Genomic DNA, 21,233 nt, shown 5'->3' with positions numbered 1-21,233 from the left:
GTCGCACCTCGTCAGTGGTTGTAGAAATCGACGGCTTGCGGCGTGTACGGCGTGCCGCTGCCCAGGAAGCGGCGCGTCACCTCGCGCCCGCGTTCGGTGGCCGCCGCCTGCCGCGCCAGTTCCAGCGCGGCAGCGCGATCCTGCGTGATCTGGAGCCGCTGCGACTGGATCGACTGCTTGGCCTGCAAGGCCAGCAACTGGTTCATGGCCTGCATGGCTTGGAGCGCCCCTTCGGCAGACTGGCTCTTGCCCACGAGGTCGGCCAACACGCTTTCGTCTTCGCCCAGGTTCTGCGACACCTGCGCCTGCATCTGCATCGTGGTCTGCAAGCCGTTGAGCGTGTTCCGCCAACGCTCCTGCGCGTCGCGGTACATCTGGTCGCCGCTGACGGTGGCGGCGTACTGCTCGGGATACAGGCGTGCGAACTCCCGATCCAGATTCGTCACGTCATAGGCCAAGCCTCGGGCCTGGGCGATCAGCCGCTCGGTCGTTGCCAGATTCGCGCGCAATTGGCCGACCACGCTGGACGGCAGGCTGGCGAGGTTGCGCGCCTGGTTCATCAGCATCTGCGCTTCGTTCTGGAGCTGCTGGATCTGGTTATTGATCTGCTCCAGCGTGCGGATCGCGGTCAGCGTGTTCTGCACGAGGTTCGTGGGGTCGATCACGACCCATTGCGCATGGGCGGTGGCGGTGCAAAGCATGGCCGCGATGGCGGCGGCAAGAAGGCGCTTCTTCATGGCAGGTTCTCCAGGGGTTGGTCAGCGAGGGAACCCGGCGCGAGGCCGGGGAACGAGGGCAGCAGGTCGGCCGCCCAATCGAGGCCGCGATGGCGCAGCCAGGCGCCCGCGAAGCCGGGCACGCTGGCGTCCTGCGGCACGCGGCCAAGAACCTCATCAATGGCGCGCTGGTCTTGCGGCGTGGAAGCGCCCGCGAAGGCCAGCGCCGCCGGCCCCAGGTCGAGGTCGAACAGGCGATTGCCGAGACGCGATTGGTAGTAGTAGTCGCGCTTGGGCTGCGCGTTGGCGACGATCTCGATCTGCCGCCGGTTGAGGCCGAAGCCCTCGTAGATCGTGCGAATCTGCGGCTCTGTCGCCTGCGGGTTGGGCAAGAAAATCCGACTCGCGCAGCTCTCGATGATCGCGGGCGCGATGCTCGAATCCTTGATGTCGGCGAGGCTCTGCGTGGCGAAGATGACGCTGACGTTCTTCTTGCGCAGCGTCTTGAGCCACTGGCGGATACGCGCGGCAAACACCGGGTCATCGAGGAACAGCCACGCTTCATCGAGGATCAGCAGCGTGGGCGCCCCGTCGAAGCGTTCGTCGAAGCGCGCAAAGAGGTAATGCAGCACGGCCATGACGGCGGCCTTGCTGTGCATCAGCTCCTCCATCTCGAAGCACTGCACGTCGGCCATGCCGAGGCGGTCATGGTCGGCGTCCAGCAGCTTGCCGTGGGCGCCACCCAGCACATAGGGCGACAGCGCCTGCCGCAGCGCGTTGGACTGCAAGAGGACGGAAAGCCCGGTCATGGTGCGCTGCTCCACCGGCGCACCGGCAAGGCTTCCCAGCGCCGACCAGATGGCCGCCTTCTCGTCGGGGCCGACCGCCACGCCTTCGTGCAGCAAGCGGCCTTCGATCCATTCGGCGGCCCAGGTGCGGTAGCCCTCGCGGTCGATGCGTGCGAATGGCTGGAAAGCGATTTCGCCATCCGTTCCCAGGTCGTAGTGCTCGCCGCCCAACCCGAGAACCGTGGCGCGCATCGAGCGGCCCATGTCGAACGCGAAGATGCGCGAGCCGCGATAGCGGCGGAACTGCATCGCCAGCGTGGCGAGCAAGACCGACTTGCCCATGCCAGTCGGACCCGCGACCAGCGTGTGGCCCACGTCGCCGATGTGCGTGACCAAGCGAAAAGGCGTCGCGCCATCGGTGCGTGTGACGATCAGCGGCGGGCCGTCGAGATGGTCGTTCTTCTCTGGCCCGGCCCAGACCGCCGACACCGGCATCATGTGCGCCAGGTTCAGCGTTGAGACGATGGGCTGGCGCACGTTCGCATAGGCGTTGCCGGGGATCGACGACAGCCAGGCATCCACGGCGTTGAGCGTTTCGGGAATGGTGACGAAGCCCCGGCCCTGGATAACGCGCTCCACCATGCGCAGCTTCTCGTCTGCGACGGCGGCGTCCTCGTCCATGACGGTGACGGTCGCCGTCAGATAGCCGAAGGCGACTTGATCGCTGCCCAGCTCCTGCAAGGCAGCGTCGGCATCGGCGGCCTTGTTGTTGGCGTCGGTATCGACCAGCGGGCTTTCCTGCTGGAAGATCGTTTCGCGCAGCAGCGCGATGACGTTCTTGCGCTTGGCAAACCACTGGCGGCGCAGGCGGGACAGTTCTTTTTCCGCTTCGGCTTTGTCGAGGCAGAGAAAGCGCGTACTCCAGCGGTAGGCAAAGCCGAGGCGGTTGAGGTCGTCCAGAATCCCCGGCCAGGTCGAGGTCGGGAAGCCCCGCACCGACACCACGCGCAGGTGCTGGTCGCCCAGCATGGGTGCCAGGCCACCGACCAGCGGCGAGTCGGTCAGCAGCGCGTCGATGTGGAACGGCACTTCAGGCACGCCGACGCGATAGCGCCGCGTCGAGATGGTCGCGTGCAGGTAGGTCAGCGTCTGCGCGTCATCGAGCCAGTCAATTTCCGGCATCACGCCGTCGAGCAGGTCAAAGACGCGATCCGTTTCCGCGACAAAGGCTTGCAGCCGCTCGCGCCAGTCCACGCCATTCGTCGGCGTGTTCTCGTAGAGCATCTTGGCTGCACGGGCGCGGGATTCTTCCGGTGGCAGATAGACCAGCGTCAGGTGATAGCCGCTCTCGAAGTGATGGCCCGATTCCTCGAAGGCGGCCCGGCGTTCTTCCTCCACCAGCCACGAAAGCGGTTCGGGAAACTCCGAGCGCGGATAGTCGGCGGCGGCGCGGCGCTCGGCCTCGATGAACAGCGCCCAGCCCGATCCCATGCGGCGCAGCGCGTTGTTCAACCGCGCCGACGTGGCGATCAGCTCGCCTTGCGTCGCGCTGTCGAGGTCAGGCCCGCGAAACCGGGCCGTGCGCTGGAAACTGCCGTCCTTGTTCAAGACGACGCCCGGTGCGACCAGCCCGGCCCAGGGCAGCCAGTCGGCCAGCAAGGCCGGGCGCTGGCGGTATTCGGCGAGATTCAACATCGCGGCGTCCTCCCCTCACACGTCCAGCAGCGGGCGGTGCTTGATATGCCGGGCGAAGACCTGCATGAACTGCGGATCGACGCGCGCGCCCCATACCGCCAGCGAATGGCCGACGATCCAGAGCACCACACCGGGAATCCACAGTTGCAGGCCCAGGCCGACAGCGGCGGCCAGCGTGCCGTTGGCGATCGCCACGGTGCGCGGCGCACCGCCAAGCAGAATCGGCTCGGTCAGCGAGCGATGCAGCGGCACCTCAAAGCCGTCCGCGAAGGTGTCCGGGGCACTCATACGACGGCCCCGCCGGAGAAGCTGAAGAACGACAGGAAGAAGCTCGAAGCCGCGAACGCGATGGACAGACCGAAGACGATCTGGATCAGCTTGCGGAATCCGCCGGACGTGTCGCCGAAGGCGAGCGCGAGGCCCGTGGCGATGATGATGATGACTGCGACGATGCGCGCCACCGGCCCTTGGATGGATTCGAGGATGGATTGCAGCGGGCCTTCCCACGGCATCGAGGAACCGGCGGCTTGTGCCGTGCCGGCCAGGAACAGCATCAGCGCGGCCAGCAGCAGCCCTTGCCCCGCAGGGCGGGCCAGGCAGCGCAGCCGCGCAAGACGCAAAGCCGGATTTGCAGAAAAACGGAAAGCAGGAATGGTCATCTGCGTCATGGCAGTTCTCCAAGTGAGTGAGGGGATGGGGAGGTCGCCGCAGCGAGTGCGGCATCGGGAAGTGGCAGCAGCTCGGGAAACGGCGTTTCCAGTGCGTCCGCCAGTTGGTAGCCCACGCCATCGAAGCCGACGACGCGGGCGATGCTCTCGATGCGGCGCTTGCGCCCGCGTCCGGCGATGTGGATCACCACGTTGACTGCCTCGGCGATCAGCGCACGGGGCGGATTCACCGCCACTTCGAGAATCAGTTGCTCCAGGCGCAGCAGCGCGCCGAGCGCGGAGCCGGCATGGATCGTGGCGATGCCGCCCGGATGGCCTGTGCCCCACACCTTGATGAGATCCAGTGCCTCGGCGCCGCGCACTTCGCCAACGACGACGCGATCAGGCCGCAGGCGCATGGATGAGCGGACCAACTCTGTCATCGACACGACGTTTTGCCGCGTCCGCAGCGGCACGTGGTCGCGGGCCGCGCATTGCAGCTCCACCGTGTCTTCGAGCACCAGCACGCGGTCGCCGGTGGCGGCGATTTCGGCGAGCAAAGCATTGGCGAGCGTGGTCTTGCCGCTGCTGGTGGCGCCGGCGATCAGCACGTTCTGCCGCTCGCGCACGGCGCGAACGAGAAAGCCCGCTTGCGCGCTGGTCATCATCCCGTCGATGACGTACCGCTCCAGCGGAATCACGCCGATGGCGCGCTTGCGCAGCGCGAAGGCCGGCCCCGGCGCTGCCGGCGGCAAGATGCCCTCGAAGCGTTCGCCCGTTTCGGGCAACTCGGCGGACAGCAGCGGCTGGCCGCGATGGACTTCTGCGCCAACGTGGGCCGCGACCAGGCGGATGATTCGCTCGCCGTCCGCCTCGGGCAGTTCCACGCCCATCGGTGCGCGTCCACTGGAAAGCCGATCCACCCAAAGGGTGCGATCAGGATTCAGCATCACCTCCACCACGTCCGGGTCTTCGAGCGCGGCGGCGATCAGCGGCCCCATCGCCGTACGCAGCATCTGGATGCGGCGGTCGAGCGACGTGGCACTCATGGACTGCGGAACGGCGCTCATGACGCACGCTCCTGCGCTTGCGCGGTTGCCGCCGCGTCCTCCATCCGCATCGGGTCGGGGTGCAGTTCTTCCACCACGTCGCGCACTAGGCTTCGGCCCCGCAGCAGATGGCGGCCAAGCTGCTCGGTGAACTGCTCGAAGCGCGCCTTGCCCTGCGCGCGTGCCGCGTCTTGGTGCGCCTCGGGAACAGGCGTACTCACGGTCAGGTAGTAGCGGATGAACAGCGCCAGCGTTTCGATGGCGATGTTCTGGTCGCGCTCCATGCGCTCGGCCTGGCGCGAGAGGCGATCCAGCCGCTTGGCGATGGCTGCCTCGCGCTGGTCGGCGGCATCGGGTGACAGCCACGATGCGAGCGCCGCCGCGACGATGGATGACTTGGACACGCCTTTCTTGGCGGCAAGCTCGTCGAGCCGCTTGGCGTGCTCGGGCTGGATAAAGAGGTTCAGGCGATAGTGGCTCATAGCTCGATTCCGTCGTTGGGGTCGAGGGAAGCCAGCCGGGCCGTGCGCTGCATGGCTGGATCAAGCTGGCGAGAAAGAGGAAGCGGCAGGTCGTCGTCGTCGTCGAGCAGCGCGAGGTCGGCCGCGGGCGCGGCCAACTCGGGGGCGTAGGCGACGGCTTCGGAAAGCTCGGGCTGACGGCGCGGGCCGCCGTCGTCGGCCGAACCCAAGTTCTCCAGGCCATCGGCGGATGCCGTGGCAGGCGCAGCGGGCACGGACGGAATCGCCAGCCCGCTCCAGTCGTCGGGCCGCGACGGCGGCGCGTCTGCGTACTGCCCGTCCGCCAGCGTGGGCGGTGGTAGCACGCGACGCTTGAAATTGGCGTCCGCGTAGTAGCGCAGCTTCGTCGCCTTGATCGGCGCCACGCTGGACACCATCACCACGGCCTCGTCAGGCGGAAGCTGCATGACTTCGCCCGGCGTCAGCAGCGGGCGCGCGGTTTCCTGGCGCGACACCATCAGGTGCCCGAGCCACGGCGCGAGCCGGTGGCCCGCGTAGTTGCGCTGGGCGCGCAGCTCGGTGGCCGTGCCCAGCGTCTCGGAGATCCGTTTGGCGGTGCGCTCGTCGTTCGTGGCGAACGTCACGCGCACATGGCAGTTGTCGAGAATGGAGTGGTTCTGCCCATACGCCTTGTCGATCTGGTTGAGCGACTGCGCGATGAGGAAGCTGCGGATGCCGTAGCCCGCCATGAAGGCCAGTGCCGTCTCGAAGAAGTCCAGGCGCCCCAGCGCCGGGAACTCATCGAGCATCAGCAACAGCTTGTGGCGGCGCTCGATGCCATCGGAGCCATCGAGCGATTCGGTGAGGCGCCGGCCGATCTGGTTGAGGATCAGGCGGATGAGCGGCTTCGTCCGCGAAATGTCCGAAGGCGGCACCACCAGATACAGCGACACCGGATGCTCGGCCGCAATCAGGTCGGCGATGCGCCAATCGCAGCGCGACGTGACTTCGGCCACCGTGGGATCGCGGTAAAGGCCGAGGAACGACATGGCCGTGGACAGCACGCCCGAGCGTTCGTTGTCGCTCTTGTTGAGGACTTCACGCGCCGCCGATGCGACGACCGGATGCGGCCCATCGCCGAGGTGCGGCGTGGTCATCATCCGGTGCAAGGTCAGCTCGAAGGGGCTGGCCGGGTCGGACAGGAAGTTGGCGACGCCCCGCAGCGTCTTGTCTTCGCCCGCGTAGAGGACATGCAAGATGGCCCCGACCAGCAGCGCGTGGCTGGTCTTTTCCCAATGGTTGCGCTTCTCCAGCGCACCTTCTGGGTCAACCAGAATGTCGGCGATGTTCTGCACGTCGCGCACTTCATGCGCACCGCGCCTCACCTCCAGCAACGGGTTGTAGGCCGCCGACTTCGCATCGGTCGGGTTGAACAGCAGGCAATGCGAGAAGCGCGAGCGCCAGCCAGCGGTGATTTGCCAGTTCTCGCCCTTGATGTCGTGGATGACCGCCGAGGCCGGCCAGCTCAACAAGGTTGGCACCACCAGGCCCACGCCCTTGCCCGAGCGTGTGGGCGCGAAGGTCAGGACGTGTTCCGGGCCTTCGTGGCGCAGGTACTGGCGGTCATGCTGGCCGAGGAACACGCCGGCCGGTTGCGTCAGACCCGCCTTGCGAATGTCCTCCGCGTTCGCCCAGCGGGCCGAGCCGTAGGTTGTGACCAGGCGCGACTGGCGCGAGCGCCATATCGACATGCCGATGGCGACCACCACCGCCAGCAAGCCGCTGCCGCCCGCGATGGCGCCGCCGGTGTCGAACACGCGCGGCGCGTAGGCGTCGAAGAAGAACCACCACTCGAACAGCCGCCACGGGTGATAGACCGGCGTGCCGAAGAAATCAAACCAGGGCGAGCCAAGGCGTAGCTGGTAGCCAAGGGCTGCTGCTGTCCATTGTGTGGCGCCCCACACTCCGGCGATCACGATGCCGAATACCACGGCGATCTGACCGAACAGCACGTTCGTCCCTTGCATAACCTCGCCTCCGATCACGGCACACGGAGGTGCCGCAGCACTGAGGATCAAGGCGTGCGTGCAGGTCGGTCAAAGGCCGTTACGGCAGTGATTTAGGCCGAAAAAGCCAGATTTCTTGTAGAGGCAAAAGCAATAAGAACGCCGCAAGCGCGAGCGCGTTGCGGCGTACTGAGGTAACAGTGAGAACTTCGTCGCGGCGAAGCGACCGAGAGGTAGCCTACTTGGATTTCTGCTCCGGCCGATCACCGAAAAAGCGCCGTTTGGCTGCTTCGGCAGCACGCAGGCAAAGCTCATCGCCAACCTTCGTTCGATCTTCCTTGCATTGGCGTTGAATCTCCTTGATGCGCTCGGGATTAGCGACGAGCGTGTCCACGGTTTCCGAAGGCTGGGAGGGGCCACATGCCGTCAACGTGGCGGCGACGATCAGCAGCATCGTTTTGTTCATGGTTCCAGTCCTTTCATCTAATGAGTCAAGAATCCTCGGCGTCGCCGAGGCCGTCCGTTGAATCAATGAAGGCCACTCGTTCGATGAACCGGGCCAGCATTTCGGATGGTTCCGCTTCGCGGCGAAGAAGATAGGTCGTGAGCATGCACGGCTTGCCCGCCAGGCGCCTGGCTACGACGCCTGACTCGCGGGTGGCGGCAATATGCGCTTCGCCTGCCAGGCCCAAGGCCAGCCCGGCTGAAACCAGGGCCAGCATCACATCGAAGGTCGCTACATACTGCGCGATCAGTGGTTCCTGTCCGCACGTGCGAAGGAAACGGTCGATCTGGCGCGCATGACCTTCGCAGATTGCCGGGTCGCCCAGTGTCAGGGGATAGCGCAGCACTTCCTTCAGCGGAATCTGCTTGAAGGCGAGTACGGGGTGGCGAGCCGGTACTGCTACCATCAATTCGTCCTCCCATGCAGGAGTGACGATGATGCCATCGCCCGCGTCTTCGGCCATCGAGAAGCCCGCGTCATACAAGTCGCTATGAAGTCCCTTGATCTGCTGATCCAACGGCACTTCGAACAGTCGGATTTCAACCTCGGGGTCTTCTTCACGACTGCGCGCCAGTAATGCCGGCAGGCGCGAAGGTGTGACGCCATCGGACAAGGCAATGCGCAACTGGCCGCAAAAGCCGTTGGCAGAGGACTTGACACTATCGCGAGCCTGCTCCAGCACTGTAAACACCCGCGGAACGTGTTCAAGAAAAAGTCTCCCGGCACGGGTCAGTTGCGTGCTTCGGGTGGTGCGGACGAACAGGCGGGTGCCAAGTTCCTCCTCCAATTCCTTGATCGCCCGTGACAGCGGCGATTGGTCAATGTGTAGCCGTTCGGCAGCGCGGGCGAAATGCAACTCCTCTGCAACGGCCATAAAGCAACGAAGATGGCGCAACTCCATGATTGAGTGCCCTCCTGTAGTTATTTGAAGCGCGCGCCAGGAAGCGCGGCGCGTAACAGGGTGACTTGCAGCTCTTATTTGTCATCGAGTCCCCAAATCATGTGTGCGTCTATCAAGAGTCGATAGCGCGCCTTCACGGCCTCTACGCGAGCTGCCAGCGAAGCGCCAGCGGCGTCAACGGATTGCCGACGCAGCAGCAAAAGCGCCTGCAAATCTCCTTCACCGAGGCCATAGCCTCGTTGGCCGAGCGTGGCGTTCTCCCGAGCCATCTGCGCTGACTGTTCGGCTAACTTCCATCGCCGCAACGCAGAGCGGGCATCGTTGATAGTCTCCGCAGTCGCTAGATCGATTTCCTTTTGCTGACGCTCCAATTCGGCCCGCGCTACGTCCACCTGCTTGAGAGCCTCTCGCATGGTTTCGCTGCGATAGGTCCCTCCGAGCGGGATGCTCACGCTGATGCCTACGATGCGTTCACTGCGGCGAGCCTCCGAGGCCGTGTAGATGCCAACCGTGGGATCAGGAATCCGATCGGCCCTTGCTCGATTGGCAGTCAGTTCGGCCCGCTTCAGTGATTCCTGTGTGATCCGCAACGTGTCACTTTCGGCCAGGACCCGTTGGCGCCACTGCAATTCGTCTAGCTCAAGCTCCACAGGTTCGCTCAAAGACTGCGGCTCCATCACAAGGGACGGAAAGCGTGAGCGCAGGCGAAGAATCGCTTTGGCCTCCTGTGCCTGTGCTGCATCGAACTGCCGCCGCGCTTCAGCCGCGTCCGCTTGTGCTGCGTTGAGATCCAGTAGCGACGCATCGCCGGCTTTGCGGCGTCCGGCGACTGCTGACGCACTCGATTCGGCGAAGCCGAGTTGCTCTTTAGCCAGTTCTCGCGCTTGGATAGTTGCCAACCAGTCGATCCACAAATCAGACAGTGCACGTGTCGCTTCATGTCGTGCTTGCGTCAACTCGGCGCGAGCTATCCGTTCGGTTGCATCGCCAAGGCCTTGATCGAGTTCGGCCTTGCCGCCAATTCGGATCGGTCGCTCGACTCTGGCGGTCCATTCGTTGGAATAGCCGCCTGTCTCGTAGCGGCGTCTCTGGCCGTCGATCCCTACAGACCACTCGTAGGGCGATACAGCGATCTTGCGCCCCGCATGGCCTGCTGCTTCCAGCGCATACCGGGCTTTCACCACGGAAGGCTCCTGCTCGATGGCCGCACGTGCAAGGTCGGCAGGAGGTAGGTCGGACGGAGTGGCGGGCTGAGCAACCACCTGCAACGGCAGCACCAGCGCCCACCCCAAGGTCATCATGATCCAGGACTTCATGCAATCTCTCCATCGATCGACAACGGTGTTGCCCAGTAACGCAACCCGGTGCCGGCAAAACGTTCTCGCAGCAGTTGCAGGAGTTGCTCCTGCCGTTCCTCGGTGACCAGGATCTGCACCCGGACCGCGTGGCTGCGCCCCATCACTTTTTCCTCTTCCGACAGCCGCCCGTGGGTCGTGCCATGGCTGAACGCCGGCGTGCTGACGAAGAGTTCGTCACCAGCGACTTCGAGCAGCAGGTCGAGCAGCTTTTCCTCGATCTGCGGATCAAGAATCAAGGTCAGGCAGGACTTAGGCATGACTCACCTCCGGGGCCGCCGCCGGCTTGGCGTGCGCGAATCTCAGGTAAAGGATGGGCAGCAGGATCAGCGTCAGTGCGGTGGCCGTGATCAGGCCGCCGATGACGACGATGGCTAACGGGCGCTGGATTTCCGAGCCCGGGCCGGTAGCGAACAACAGTGGTATCAGCCCGAAAGCGGTGATCGATGCGGTCATCAGCACCGGCCGCAAGCGCCTTCTCGCGCCCTGGGTGACGCACTCGACGAGCGGCAGACCCTCGGCATGCAACTGGTTGAAGTAGCTCACCAGCACCACGCCGTTGAGCACGGCGATGCCCAGCAACGCAATGAAACCCACCGAAGCCGGCACGGACAGGTACTCGCCCGTCAACCACAGCCCCATGATGCCGCCCACCAGCGCGAAGGGAACGTTGCTCAGCACCAGCAAGGCTTGGCGCACCGAGCCAAAGGTGGAGAACAGGATCACGAAGATGAAGCCCAGCGACAACGGCACCACCAGCGCCAAGCGCGCGGCCGCGCGCTGCTGGTTCTCGAACTGCCCACCCCAGGCAATGCGGTAGCCGGTGGGTAGCTGCACCGATTGCGCGATCTTGGCCTTGGCCTCTTCGACGAAGCCGACCAGATCGCGCCCGGTGACGTTGGCGATCACCACGCCATAGCGGCTGCCCATCTCGCGGTCGATCTTCACTGGACCGCTTTCGCGCTCCAGCCTAGCTAGCTGATCCAGCGCCACGCTCTGCCCGCCAGGTGTGGTGATGTGCAGCGCCGCGAACTCTGCCGGCGACACCTTCACGCTGTCCGGCCCGCGTACCACGATCGGGATGCGCCGGCTGCCATCGATCACCGTGCCGGCGCGCATGCCCTCTATCTGCACACGCAGGGCATCCTGCACTTCCTCAACCGACAGACCGTAGCGTCCTGCGGCCAGCCGATCGACCACCACACGTAGGTACTGCACGCCATCGTTCTCGACGGTGTAGACGTCCTGGTTGCCGGGCACTTCCTTGACCAGCTTTTCGACCTGGGCGGCGAGGTCATTGAGCGTCTTCAAGTCCGGCCCGAAGATCTTGATCGCCACGTCGCCGCGCACGCCGATGATCATCTCGGACACGCGCATGTCGATCGGCTGCGTGAAGCTGTAGACCACGCCCGGCAACTGGTCGAGCACCCCACGAATCTTTTCTTCCAGCGCTGGTTTGCCGCCTGCAGGCCATTCGCTGCGTGGCTTGAGCACGAGGAAGGTGTCGGTCTGGTTCAGGCTCATGGGGTCCAGGCCGATCTCGTCGGCGCCGGCCCGCGCGACGACGCCGGTGATCTCGGGCACGCCCTTCATCAACGCCTGATGAATCTTGAGGTCGAGTTCTGCCGTCTGCTCCAGGCTCACCGAGGGCAGCTTCTCGATGCCGACGATGATGTCGCCTTCGTCCATGGTCGGCATGAAGGTCTTGCCCACCAGGGTGTACACACCCACCGCGAGCGCCAGCATGACGCCAGCCACGATGAAGACCAACTTCTGCCGACGCAGGGCAAAGTCCAGGACCGGCGAATACAGCCGCAATGCCTGGCGCGGCAGCCAGGGATCGTCGTGCTGCACCTTCTTGAACAGGAAGGACGACAGCACCGGAATGACGGTCAGCGACAGGATGAGCGAACTGGCGAGCGCGAACACGATCGTCATTGCCACGGGCACGAAGAACTTGCCTTCCAGACCTTGCAGCGTCATCAAGGGCAGGAACACGACGGCGATGATCAGAATGCCGGCAGCCACCGGCGCGGCCACCTCGCGCACCGCGCGGAACACCACGTGCTGGCGCGGCAGCTTGTCCTTGCCGTCATGGGCCAGGTGCTGGACGATGTTTTCGACCACCACCACCGCACCGTCCACCAGCATGCCCAGCGCGATAGCCAGACCACCCAGGCTCATCAGGTTGGCCGACATGCCGTACCAGCGCATCAGGATGAAGGTGGCCAGCGCTGACAGCGGCAGCACCGCGGCTACCGTCACCGCGGCCCGCAGGTTGCCCAGGAAGGCTCCCAGCAGCACCAGCACCAGCACGGTCGCCTCCAGCAGCGCCTTGGACACGGTGCCCACGGCCGTCTCCACCAGATTGGCGCGGTTGTAGAAGACCTTGATCTCGACGCCCTTGGGCAAGGTGGGCTTGAGTTCTTCCAGCTTCTGCGTCACGCCTTGCACGACCTTTTGTGCATTGGCCCCAGCCAATCCAAGTACGAGACCTTGCACAGCTTCTCCTTGGCCACTTTGCGTCACTACGCCGTAGCGCGTGAGGTAGCCCTCACGGACCTGAGCGATGTCAGCGATGCGCACGCTCGCGCCGCCCTCGGCCTTAACGACGATGGCACGCAGATCGTCCATGGTCTTGATGCTGCCTTCGCTGCGAACCAACAGCACTTCATCGCCTTCACCCAGACGGCCGGCGCCGTCATTGCGGTTGTTTGCCTCGATGGCGGTTCGCAATTGCGTGGTGGATAGGCCCACCGCAGCGAGCTTTACTGGGTCGGGAATGACCTCGAAGGTGCGCACCTTGCCGCCCAGCGCATTGACATCCGCCACGCCTGGCACCGAACGCAGGGCGGGTCGGATCACCCAGTCGAGCAAACTACGTCGCTCCTCCAGCGACATCTCTTTGGATTCGACGGTGAACATGAACATCTCGCCCAATGGCGTCGTGATCGGCGCCATGCCGCCGCTGATGCCCCCAGGCAAATCAGCGCTGATGTTGGACAGCCGTTCAGCCACCTGCTGACGGGCCCAATAGATATCGGTGCCGTCCTCGAAATCGACCGTGATATCGACGATGCCGTACTTGGACATCGAGCGCAGGATGCGCTGGTTGGGAATGCCCAGCATCTCGACTTCGATCGGTACGGCGATGCGAGTTTCGATCTCCTCGGGCGTCATGCCCGGGGCCTTCATGATGATCTTGACCTGCGTGCTCGCTACGTCGGGAAACGCATCGATCGGCAGGTTACGGAAGGCATACCAGCCCGCGCCGGCCAACAGGGCGCCGGCCAGCAGGACGAACAAGCGCTGCGCGAGCGCGAATTGAACGAGACGGGTTAGCATGTCATTCACCCTTCTCGCCGCCGCCCTTGCCGAGCCAGGCTGCTTTCAGGCCGATTACGGACGTGATGGCGATCTCCTGGCCCGGGCGCAGCGCGCCCGTGATGCGCAGGGCCTGGCCGGCGCTGTCCAGTACCTCCACTGGCGTGGCCACGAAGCCCTTGTCGGTGCGTACAAAGACATAGGCTTTGCCGTCCTGTCGCGCCACGGCGGCGACCGGCACCGGCCAGCCTTCGCCGCTACCGAAAAAGGCCACTTGGGCCTGCACGAACTCGCCCGGCCGCAGCAATGCCGCCCCGCGCGTGACCTGCGCGCGCAGCACGATCGTCTGGTTGTCGCTGACCGTGCTGCCCAGGCTTGCGGTGACGGCGCTCGCATCCCGACCTACGATGCCCACCTGACCGCCGCGCGCCGTCACCTGCGACTGACGCTCCACCGGCAATTGAATGTCGAGCCACAGCTTGCCGGTGTCGGCAACCCGCACCAAGGGATCGGAGAGTGCTACACGCTGGCCAGGCTTGATGCTCAGCTCGGTCACGATGCCCCCGGCGCGTGCCCGGATGACTAGCGCATCCTGCATGGCGTTGCCTTCAGCAACGCGGCGTATGGATGCGGCATCCAATCCGGCCAGCCGCAAAGCGGCCTCAGCCTGTCGCACGCGAGCTTGCTCCTCTGCGGCGGCGTTCTGTGCGTCCTGCGCACGGCGCTCGGGCACGATGCCTTCGGATGCCAGTTGCTTCTCGCGTTGCAGGGTTCGTTGCGCCAAGCGGTTGCGTGAAGCCGCCTCCATCAGCTTGAGCTGCTGCTCGCCCAATTCCGGGCTGGCCAGGCGGAGTAAGGCTTGCCCCGGCTTGACGGCTTCGTTCTGACCGACCAGCAATTGATCGACCACGCCGGCCAGCGGCGCGCTGACGACGTATTCCTGCGAGGGAGGCAGCACGACACGGGCTGGGTAGGTCATGCCCGGAATGGATGCAGGTTTATCGAGGCGCTGTAGCTTTACGCCCAGGGCCTGCATCTGCGCGGCGGAAACGGCGAACTCGTCGGCAGCCAAGGCCGTTGACGAGAGAGAGAACGCGATTGCGGAAGCGCAGAGCGTGCGCGTCCATAGTGAAGATTGGTAAGACATAAATACTCCGCGGAAATGCCAGCCCGCCGCCGCAACCGGCGGGCAGGCCCTTGACTGGTCAATGGGGAACCGATGTCAAGCGCGGAGTGGGGGTGCCCTTACCTGTGGACGGATTACGCCTGTGAAGTACAGGGGTGCCGCCTGACGGGGCCAATCGTCAGGCTGTCGGCGAATATCGACCGAAGGTGCTCCCACTGCCATGAGCAGCGCAACGAAGGCTGCATGCTGCTGGTCAGCATCGGACTTCTCGGCCGAGGCGATGACCGTCCTGCCCTCAACGCGAAGTGCGAGGACCGAATGGCCGTTACCGATGCCCTGGCAACCGTCGACATGCAGAGCATCTACGGTGTTCCCGTCGTGCACCTCGGCGGCGTTGTGCGCATGCACGTCTGCGAGGGCCAGACCGTCGATACCGAAGTCATGGTGATGCGCATGCAGCGGTGCTCCTACCTGATCGACCACCAACAGCAACACCAAGGCCAGCCGTATCAGCAATGCGATTGCGCGCAGGACAGCGTTCGCTGGCATTGCGTGCACCTTGGTTGCTGGAAATGGTGTCTGCTGGATTGCCATCGTCATGTACCAGCGATCTTCACCCGCAACAGCTTCACGGAGTTCAGGAACACCAGGACGTCAGGGCCGAGGTGGATGAAGGCCGCCTGAATCGGTCCGATCCACCCCAGCAACGCGGCAGTGATCCCAAGTACATGCACAACGCCAACGCCAACCCACAGGTTCTCCTGGATGGTGCGGTAGGAGCGGCGGGCAATGCTGCGTGCAGCCACGATCCTGCTCAGGTCGTCGGTCATCAACGCGATGTCTGCCGCTTCAAGGGCTGCTTGGGCGCCGCCGCCGCCCATGGCGATGCCGACATCTGCGCTCGCCAGCGCGGGGGCGTCGTTGACGCCATCGCCGACCATGGCGACCTTGAGCCCCTGCTTCTGAAGCTCTGAGATCGCGGCGACCTTGCCCTCCGGCATCAGGTCGGCTTTCACGTCATCCACGCCGAGTTCGCCCGCGATCGCGTTGGCCGTTGCGGCGTTGTCTCCCGTCAACATGACAACATGCTTGACGCCGCTTTCCTTGAGCGAGGCAATCGCCTCACGCGCTCCCGGCCGCAGCGTGTCGGCAATGAAGATGACACCGGCGAGCTTGCCGTCTACCGCCACATGCACCGGGGTACGGCCGGACTCTGCGACAGGTCGGTCGATCGTCACCCCGGCCTCAAGCAACAAAGCCGGATTGCCCACCAGCACGATCCTGCCGTCGACGGTTGCCTTGACGCCGCGCGCCTGCAACTGCTCGAAGGTTTGTGGTTCCGGCACCTGAATGCTTCGGCGCGTCGCACCCTCGAAAACAGCTTTGGCCAGCGGATGCGCGGAGCGTCGGTCTGCCGCAGCCGCAAGGCGCAGAAGATCGTCCTCATTGAGGGTCGGATCGAAGGACTGAATCTGTACGACCTCCGGCTTGTTCGCGGTCAGGGTGCCGGTCTTATCAAAGACCACCGCGTCGGCCTTCGCCAGCAGCTCCAGATAGAGGCCGCCCTTGATCAGAATGCCGCTCCGCGCAGCGCGGGCGATTGCAGCAATCATGACGAGCGGTGTCGCCAGGCCAAGCTCTGCCGGCGACGTGAAGATCAACAGCGTCACCACCTTCGAGACATCGCGCGTGACGAGGAATACGCCGACCAGAAAGATCAGAACGACCGGGATCAGCCAGCTCGCCACCTTGTCCGCCAGCTTCTGTACTGGTGCTCTCTCGGACTCGGCGCTCTCGACCAAGGCAATGATGCGGGAAAAGATCGTGTCGCCGCCGACCCTATCCGTGCGCACGTCGATCGCGCCGGATTCGACGATTGTTCCGGCGAAGACTTGCGTGCCTTCGGTTTTGTCCTGGGGCACGCTTTCGCCCGTGATCGGCGCCTGATTCACTGCAGCGCTACCGCCGACCACCACGCCGTCCACCGGAATCTTCTCGCCGGTACGCACGAGAACGACTTGTCCGGCCTTGACCGCGGTGATGGGCACTGTGCGCTCCGTACCATCCTCGCGGACCAGTGCCGTTTGCGGCACAGCGCCGATCAGCTCCTTGATGGAAGCCCGCGCGCGATCGGTGTTCAACTCGGCGATGAACTCGGCGATGAGGATGATGACCATCAACACTGCACCCGCGACCGTTTCGCCGCCGAACACCGCGACGAGCGTCGCAATCGTGACGAAGATTTCGGTGCCGATCTTCCGTTCGGTGAACAGATCAATCAGCCCGGTCTTGACGAGCGGGTAAAGGCCGATGGCCACCGCTACCCACAGAACGTAGAGCGGCACGAGTTGTCGCCAATAGAGCAGTGCGACGGCTCCCGTCAAAGCGATGCGCCCGACCTCGATCCAACGCTCCCGCGTCATAAGCCCGAGGACGCTACTCTTGGATGTATCAGCTAGGTGGTTCATCGTTCTAGTCCCGGCCAACGTGGGTGCAGGTCGTCCACCACATAGGGGTGGGTATGGCGCAGTCTTACGGTCCTTGGCTCAGTGCCATCCGCGTGCGCGTGCCCTGGCGGCAGGTCATGGTGCTCATGCTCAAGCACTTCCGGGTCATCGACCGGCCAGAGCTTCAGGGTCAGCACGAGTGCGACGATTGCTGCTGCGCAGTGCACTGCGAAGGTCCAGGGCAGCCCCGCTCGTGCCCCAAGCCATCCGGCCAATGGATAGAACACCAGCCAGCAGGCATGCGATAGCGCGAACTGCGCCGCGTACACTGCCGGTCGATCTTCCGGATGCGCAGAGCGGCGCAGCAAGCGACCCGAAGGCGTCTGAGCGGCGGAGTATCCAAGGCCGAGCACGAACCACAACGGCAGCAGGCCATTCATTCCCTGAACGATCGGCCCAAGGGCCAACCCCAGCACCAGCACGGCCAAACCCGCGAGCATCACTGGCCGATCGGGTAAGCGCTCCAGTGCCCGCGGCAAGGCCAGCGCTGCCACCATGGACCCCGCACCGAATGTCGCCAAGGCCAATGCCACCTGGGTTTGGCTCAAACTCCAAGCGGACTGCACCAGTACCACGGTGTTCACGAAGACCATGGCACCGGCCGCCGCCACACCCGCCTGCACGGCCCACAGTCCCCGCAACCGGGGCGTCGCGAGGTAGATGCGCAGGCCGCGCGTCGTGCGGTCGTAGATGCCGCGACGCTCGCTCGGCTTGGGGCTCGGCAGCACGACTGAAACCACAAGCGCGGCGGATGCAAGAAAGCCGACGACTGTGCCGGCGAACAGGTTGTGAAAGCTGACGACCGTCAGGAGCGCCGCCGCCAGCATCGGGCTCACGAGACTTTCCATGTCGTAGGCCAAGCGCGAAAGCGAGAGCGCCTGCGTGTATTCCTTCTCATCGGGCAGTACGTCGGGGATCGTCGCCTGGAAGGTCGGCGTAAAGGCCGCCGACGCCGCTTGCAGTACGAAGATCAGGACATAGACCTGCCACGCCTGCGAAACGAAAGGCAGCAGTAGCGCAACGGCAGCGCGTACCAGATCCAGACAGACCAGCATCGTGCGACGAGGGAATCGGTCTGCCAGCGCGGCTGCAACCGGGGCCACACCAACGTAGGCCACCATCTTGATCGCGAATGCCGTGCCGAGCACCGTTCCTGCGTCCGCCCCTGCCAACTGGTATGCCAGCAGCCCGAGCGCGACTGTCGCCAATCCCGTACCGACGAGCGCGATCACCTGTGCAAGGAACAGGTGTCGGTACGTGCGGTTGGCAAGAATCTGCAGCATGGCGTCAGACGCTCGCGGTTCCCTGGTGAATCAGTTGGGCAAGAGACGGCATAGAAGGCTCACAGGTATCGGGTGATTTCTTTGAACTCGGCCATGGACTCGCGTTGATCGCGCGCCAAGGGGCCAACCACATCCTCCAGGCAGTGATCAAGGTGGTCCTGAATGAGCGTCTTCTTCGCCTGCTGAATTGCCTTCTCCACCGCCTGTAGCTGCTGGGCTATGTCGAGGCAGGAGCGGCCTTGCTCGATCATTTCCACGATGCTGTTCAGATGACCTCCGGCGCGGCGCAGCCGCTTGACGATCGCGGGGTGTGTTTGATGTACGTGAGGGTGAGGTGAGTTCATAAGCTCGGGATGGTTAATTTATCCTATGCCACTGGAGGGGATATGATATCGCTTTTGGGCCACCATTTCCATCCCTCCCACACCGCTCATGCCACCAGCATCCGGCTTCGCCTACATGATGCGTTCCTCCGCTATGCGCTGGGCAGCGCTCGTGATCATCGCGTTCGGAATGCTGTATTCCGCCATTGGTATCACAAGCTCACACGGCTTCTCGGAGCTGGCGGCTATGGACCACGGCATTGAAAGCGACTCAGATCGAACACATGGCCATTGGCACAGCGACCACGATGATGCTGGCGGGGACATAGGCTTCGATCATCCTCACCATTCCAACGATCACCTTCACGACCAGCCCCACGCCTTGCCAGCGGGCTTCAAGGCGTGGACTTCAGAGTCGCCCGATTGGTGCGCAAGCGGTCAGCGTGAGTCCGGGCGACTTCATGCGTCTCGTTTGGAAAGGCCTCCGCGGATGGACCACGAGCATCAATGTGCACGCATGCGCGTGCCGCGATCAGCTTTTCTCTAGTCCATCCTCCTTGGAGTCTTCATGCACATCCGCTCTCGCGGCGGGTCACCAGTTCTTCCGTGGTTGAACTGGCGGTCCCGTCTGCTCCTCACTACGCTCGTTTTCGCCACCCTACTTACCTTTACGGCAGAGGCCATCGCCCATGCTGTGACCGAAGGCGACAAAGGGTACATCCAGGAAATCTCTGGAGTGAACCTGCTGCCCTTCGTCTATCTGGGTGCCAAGCACATGATGACGGGCTACGACCACATTCTCTTTCTGTTCGGCGTCATCTTCTTCCTCTACAGGATGAAGCACATCGCCATCTACGTGAGCTTGTTCGCTCTGGGTCACTCGACCACCATGATCCTGGGCGTGTACTTGAACGTCGGCATCAATAGCTATGTCATCGACGCCATCATCGGCTTGTCTGTGGTGTACAAGGCACTCGACAACATTGGTGCCTTCCAACGTTGGCTGGGGTTCCAGCCCAACACCAAGGTTGCAACCTTGGTGTTTGGACTGTTCCACGGATGCGGCCTCGCTACCAAGATTCTCGAATACGAGATTTCGCCCGATGGACTAGTCCCTAACTTGCTGGCCTTCAACGTTGGGGTGGAGTTAGGCCAGTTGATGGCTCTCGCCGTCATTCTTATCGTCATGGGCTATTGGCGTCGCACCCGCAGCTTCTTGCGTCACGCCTACAGCGCCAATGTGGTCATGATGAGCCTGGGCTTCATGCTTGTGGGCTATCAATTGACCGGCTTCTTCGTTTCCTGATTTTTCAAGGATTGAATTTATGTACAACAGTGATAGCCCAACTCGCGTTGAACTTCCTTCCTCCAAGCAACTTCTACGCTCGACCATTGTTGCCGCGACTTCTGCCGCCATACTGCTCGTTACCGTGGTCTTGCCGGCCGAGTACGGCATCGATTTCACCGGTATGGGGCGGACTCTGCGGCTGAGCGAGATGGGCGAGATCAAGATGCAACTGGCTGCCGAGGCTGCGGCAGATGCCTCCGCTGATGCAAAGCCTGCAGGTCGAACCGACGCTCAATCCAAGCAGATGCCCCCTGCAACAGCGGACGACGCGGCTCGGATTGCTGCGGCAGAACGGTCAGTTCCCTCTCAGGCCCAAATCGACTGGAAAGACGAGGAGCGCTTCAGCTTGTCTCCAGGGCAAGGCATCGAAATCAAGCTCGTGATGAAGGAAGGAGCCAAAGCCGAGTACGCCTGGATAGTCAATGGCGGCGTCGTCAACTACGACGCACACGGCGATGCTAGTGGCCGATCGATCAGCTATGAGAAGGGGCGAGGCGTTCCAAAGGATGAAGGCGTGCTTACGGCTGCCTTCACTGGCAATCACGGCTGGTTCTGGCGCAATCGCGGCACAACCAAAGTGGAGATGCTATTGCGCACTCGTGGGGAGTACAGCCAACTCAAGCGAGTTCAGTGAGTTCGAGTTCCGGCGTGTGTCTGATTTATCAGGCACATGCCACTGCGATTTCACAGTTTCAGCGGAACTGCAGATATTTGCCTTGGTACTCAAGAGACGCGAAGGTGGCGCTGTTTACCGACCTTCACCGCACGCCGCCTTCATGCACGCATGCCGCAAGTTGCGCCCTGGTCGCTGCTCGATCATCGACATCCATAGCGCCAGGCTGAATCTCATACCGTCATCGAGCATGACGAAGCGCCCGTAGATACCCGCTACGCACTAGCCGACGGTGAGGTTAATCGGACTTGGAGCCGCTACTGATGGCGGTGAGGCAATGGCAAGGCAGCGCATTTCCGGGTGCGGACGGGAATCAGGAAAGGGAAGGGCCTGCCTCGCCGACAAGGTGAAACGGATCCATTTGGAGTGTTCGGACCGGACTGCGGCGTATGAGGGCCGCGAGCCATCGCTGATCACGGTAGAGAAGTGGCGAGTCAAGCGGCGCAAAGTGCGCAGCAGTAACGATGGAGTACAAGAGTGGCGGCTTTGGGCGTTGACCTGCTCGGCCGCCGTGGGTCGCAGCTAC

19 protein-coding genes are annotated in these 21,233 nt (G+C 63.6%); 2 read left to right on the top strand and 17 right to left on the bottom strand.

The window, feature by feature from the left end; translation table 11 throughout:
• Window positions 1-11: 11 nt before the first annotated feature.
• From trbJ to A2G96_RS14480, 17 genes are all read right to left on the bottom strand, one after another.
• Window positions 12-737 (bottom strand): P-type conjugative transfer protein TrbJ, encoded by a 726-nt coding sequence (trbJ, locus tag A2G96_RS14560; protein ID WP_062800357.1) that lies wholly within the window; start codon window positions 735-737, stop codon window positions 12-14.
• Window positions 734-3,199 carry a conjugal transfer protein TrbE gene (gene trbE, locus A2G96_RS14555; protein ID WP_062800354.1) on the bottom strand — a complete coding sequence of 822 codons (2,466 nt, stop codon included), beginning with the start codon at window positions 3,197-3,199 and terminating at the stop codon, window positions 734-736. The genes trbJ and trbE overlap by 4 nt, the downstream gene beginning before the upstream one ends.
• Before the next feature lie 15 nt (window positions 3,200-3,214).
• Window positions 3,215-3,487, bottom strand: a complete 273-nt coding sequence (locus A2G96_RS14550) for a VirB3 family type IV secretion system protein (RefSeq protein ID WP_003103993.1) — start codon at window positions 3,485-3,487, stop codon at window positions 3,215-3,217.
• Window positions 3,484-3,867, bottom strand: coding sequence for a TrbC/VirB2 family type IV secretion system protein (locus A2G96_RS14545; protein ID WP_062800351.1), 384 nt, complete (start codon window positions 3,865-3,867; stop codon window positions 3,484-3,486). The genes A2G96_RS14550 and A2G96_RS14545 overlap by 4 nt, the downstream gene beginning before the upstream one ends.
• Window positions 3,864-4,916 carry a P-type conjugative transfer ATPase TrbB gene (trbB, locus tag A2G96_RS14540; protein ID WP_062800348.1) on the bottom strand — a complete coding sequence of 351 codons (1,053 nt, stop codon included), beginning with the start codon at window positions 4,914-4,916 and terminating at the stop codon, window positions 3,864-3,866. The genes A2G96_RS14545 and trbB overlap by 4 nt, the downstream gene beginning before the upstream one ends.
• Window positions 4,913-5,377, bottom strand: a complete 465-nt coding sequence (locus A2G96_RS14535) for a ribbon-helix-helix protein, CopG family (protein WP_062800346.1) — start codon at window positions 5,375-5,377, stop codon at window positions 4,913-4,915. The genes trbB and A2G96_RS14535 overlap by 4 nt, the downstream gene beginning before the upstream one ends.
• The gene (locus A2G96_RS14530; RefSeq protein ID WP_062800344.1) at window positions 5,374-7,383 is read right to left on the bottom strand and encodes a conjugal transfer protein TraG; all 2,010 of its coding nucleotides are present in this window, start codon (window positions 7,381-7,383) and stop codon (window positions 5,374-5,376) included. Before A2G96_RS14530 ends, A2G96_RS14535 begins: the two co-directional genes overlap by 4 nt.
• A 217-nt stretch (window positions 7,384-7,600) precedes the next feature.
• Window positions 7,601-7,828, bottom strand: a complete 228-nt coding sequence (locus A2G96_RS14525; protein ID WP_062800341.1) for an EexN family lipoprotein — start codon at window positions 7,826-7,828, stop codon at window positions 7,601-7,603.
• 25 nt (window positions 7,829-7,853) lie between these two features.
• Window positions 7,854-8,768, bottom strand: coding sequence for a LysR family transcriptional regulator (locus A2G96_RS14520; RefSeq protein WP_062800339.1), 915 nt, complete (start codon window positions 8,766-8,768; stop codon window positions 7,854-7,856).
• A gap of 74 nt (window positions 8,769-8,842) precedes the next feature.
• Window positions 8,843-10,084 carry a TolC family protein gene (locus A2G96_RS14515; RefSeq protein WP_062800336.1) on the bottom strand — a complete coding sequence of 414 codons (1,242 nt, stop codon included), beginning with the start codon at window positions 10,082-10,084 and terminating at the stop codon, window positions 8,843-8,845.
• Window positions 10,081-10,383: a DUF3240 family protein gene (locus tag A2G96_RS14510; protein ID WP_058142322.1), complete on the bottom strand. Its 303-nt coding sequence runs from the start codon at window positions 10,381-10,383 to the stop codon at window positions 10,081-10,083. The genes A2G96_RS14515 and A2G96_RS14510 overlap by 4 nt, the downstream gene beginning before the upstream one ends.
• Window positions 10,376-13,468, bottom strand: coding sequence for an efflux RND transporter permease subunit (locus tag A2G96_RS14505; RefSeq protein WP_062800334.1), 3,093 nt, complete (start codon window positions 13,466-13,468; stop codon window positions 10,376-10,378). The genes A2G96_RS14510 and A2G96_RS14505 overlap by 8 nt, the downstream gene beginning before the upstream one ends.
• A 1-nt stretch (window position 13,469) precedes the next feature.
• On the bottom strand, window positions 13,470-14,594 hold the full coding sequence (locus A2G96_RS14500) for an efflux RND transporter periplasmic adaptor subunit (protein ID WP_062800332.1): 1,125 nt from the start codon (window positions 14,592-14,594) through the stop codon (window positions 13,470-13,472).
• Window positions 14,595-14,669: 75 nt separating this feature from the next.
• Window positions 14,670-15,173 carry a hypothetical protein gene (locus A2G96_RS14495; RefSeq protein WP_134502713.1) on the bottom strand — a complete coding sequence of 168 codons (504 nt, stop codon included), beginning with the start codon at window positions 15,171-15,173 and terminating at the stop codon, window positions 14,670-14,672.
• Window positions 15,170-17,041: a heavy metal translocating P-type ATPase gene (locus tag A2G96_RS14490; RefSeq protein ID WP_062800326.1), complete on the bottom strand. Its 1,872-nt coding sequence runs from the start codon at window positions 17,039-17,041 to the stop codon at window positions 15,170-15,172. Before A2G96_RS14490 ends, A2G96_RS14495 begins: the two co-directional genes overlap by 4 nt.
• On the bottom strand, window positions 17,038-18,363 hold the full coding sequence (locus A2G96_RS14485) for an MFS transporter (RefSeq protein WP_062800324.1): 1,326 nt from the start codon (window positions 18,361-18,363) through the stop codon (window positions 17,038-17,040). The genes A2G96_RS14490 and A2G96_RS14485 overlap by 4 nt, the downstream gene beginning before the upstream one ends.
• A 59-nt stretch (window positions 18,364-18,422) precedes the next feature.
• Window positions 18,423-18,707 (bottom strand): metal-sensing transcriptional repressor, encoded by a 285-nt coding sequence (locus A2G96_RS14480; RefSeq protein ID WP_062800322.1) that lies wholly within the window; start codon window positions 18,705-18,707, stop codon window positions 18,423-18,425.
• 547 nt (window positions 18,708-19,254) lie between these two features.
• On the opposite strand from A2G96_RS14480, the gene A2G96_RS14475 reads away from it, so the two are divergent.
• Together A2G96_RS14475 and A2G96_RS14470 are read left to right on the top strand one after the other, a co-directional pair.
• The gene (locus A2G96_RS14475) at window positions 19,255-19,992 is read left to right on the top strand and encodes a HupE/UreJ family protein (protein ID WP_082818972.1); all 738 of its coding nucleotides are present in this window, start codon (window positions 19,255-19,257) and stop codon (window positions 19,990-19,992) included.
• Between the two features lie 19 nt (window positions 19,993-20,011).
• Window positions 20,012-20,668: a hypothetical protein gene (locus A2G96_RS14470; RefSeq protein ID WP_062800319.1), complete on the top strand. Its 657-nt coding sequence runs from the start codon at window positions 20,012-20,014 to the stop codon at window positions 20,666-20,668.
• The last annotated feature ends 565 nt before the right edge of the window (window positions 20,669-21,233 follow it).

It is taken from the genome of Cupriavidus nantongensis (genome assembly GCF_001598055.1).
Lineage (GTDB): Bacteria > Pseudomonadota > Gammaproteobacteria > Burkholderiales > Burkholderiaceae > Cupriavidus > Cupriavidus nantongensis.
Note: the sequence above shows the minus strand (reverse complement) of the source record. Positions and strands in the feature narration are given on the sequence as shown.

Excerpts from the sequence above, each read along its gene's own strand:
- A2G96_RS14545 (WP_062800351.1), bottom strand. The coding sequence starts at position 3,867 with ATGACGCAGATGACCATTCCTGCTTTCCGTTTTTCTGCAAATCCGGCT.
- A2G96_RS14475 (WP_082818972.1), top strand. The coding sequence starts at position 19,255 with ATGCACATCCGCTCTCGCGGCGGGTCACCAGTTCTTCCGTGGTTGAAC.
- A2G96_RS14510 (WP_058142322.1), bottom strand. The coding sequence starts at position 10,383 with ATGCCTAAGTCCTGCCTGACCTTGATTCTTGATCCGCAGATCGAGGAA.
- A2G96_RS14500 (WP_062800332.1), bottom strand. The coding sequence starts at position 14,594 with ATGTCTTACCAATCTTCACTATGGACGCGCACGCTCTGCGCTTCCGCA.
- A2G96_RS14495 (WP_134502713.1), bottom strand. The coding sequence starts at position 15,173 with ATGACGATGGCAATCCAGCAGACACCATTTCCAGCAACCAAGGTGCAC.
- A2G96_RS14525 (WP_062800341.1), bottom strand. The coding sequence starts at position 7,828 with ATGAACAAAACGATGCTGCTGATCGTCGCCGCCACGTTGACGGCATGT.
- A2G96_RS14505 (WP_062800334.1), bottom strand. The coding sequence starts at position 13,468 with ATGCTAACCCGTCTCGTTCAATTCGCGCTCGCGCAGCGCTTGTTCGTC.
- A2G96_RS14550 (WP_003103993.1), bottom strand. The coding sequence starts at position 3,487 with ATGAGTGCCCCGGACACCTTCGCGGACGGCTTTGAGGTGCCGCTGCAT.
- trbJ (WP_062800357.1), bottom strand. The coding sequence starts at position 737 with ATGAAGAAGCGCCTTCTTGCCGCCGCCATCGCGGCCATGCTTTGCACC.
- A2G96_RS14520 (WP_062800339.1), bottom strand. The coding sequence starts at position 8,768 with ATGGAGTTGCGCCATCTTCGTTGCTTTATGGCCGTTGCAGAGGAGTTG.
- A2G96_RS14515 (WP_062800336.1), bottom strand. The coding sequence starts at position 10,084 with ATGAAGTCCTGGATCATGATGACCTTGGGGTGGGCGCTGGTGCTGCCG.
- A2G96_RS14480 (WP_062800322.1), bottom strand. The coding sequence starts at position 18,707 with ATGAACTCACCTCACCCTCACGTACATCAAACACACCCCGCGATCGTC.
- trbB (WP_062800348.1), bottom strand. The coding sequence starts at position 4,916 with ATGAGCGCCGTTCCGCAGTCCATGAGTGCCACGTCGCTCGACCGCCGC.
- A2G96_RS14470 (WP_062800319.1), top strand. The coding sequence starts at position 20,012 with ATGTACAACAGTGATAGCCCAACTCGCGTTGAACTTCCTTCCTCCAAG.
- A2G96_RS14530 (WP_062800344.1), bottom strand. The coding sequence starts at position 7,383 with ATGCAAGGGACGAACGTGCTGTTCGGTCAGATCGCCGTGGTATTCGGC.
- A2G96_RS14535 (WP_062800346.1), bottom strand. The coding sequence starts at position 5,377 with ATGAGCCACTATCGCCTGAACCTCTTTATCCAGCCCGAGCACGCCAAG.
- A2G96_RS14485 (WP_062800324.1), bottom strand. The coding sequence starts at position 18,363 with ATGCTGCAGATTCTTGCCAACCGCACGTACCGACACCTGTTCCTTGCA.
- trbE (WP_062800354.1), bottom strand. The coding sequence starts at position 3,199 with ATGTTGAATCTCGCCGAATACCGCCAGCGCCCGGCCTTGCTGGCCGAC.
- A2G96_RS14490 (WP_062800326.1), bottom strand. The coding sequence starts at position 17,041 with ATGAACCACCTAGCTGATACATCCAAGAGTAGCGTCCTCGGGCTTATG.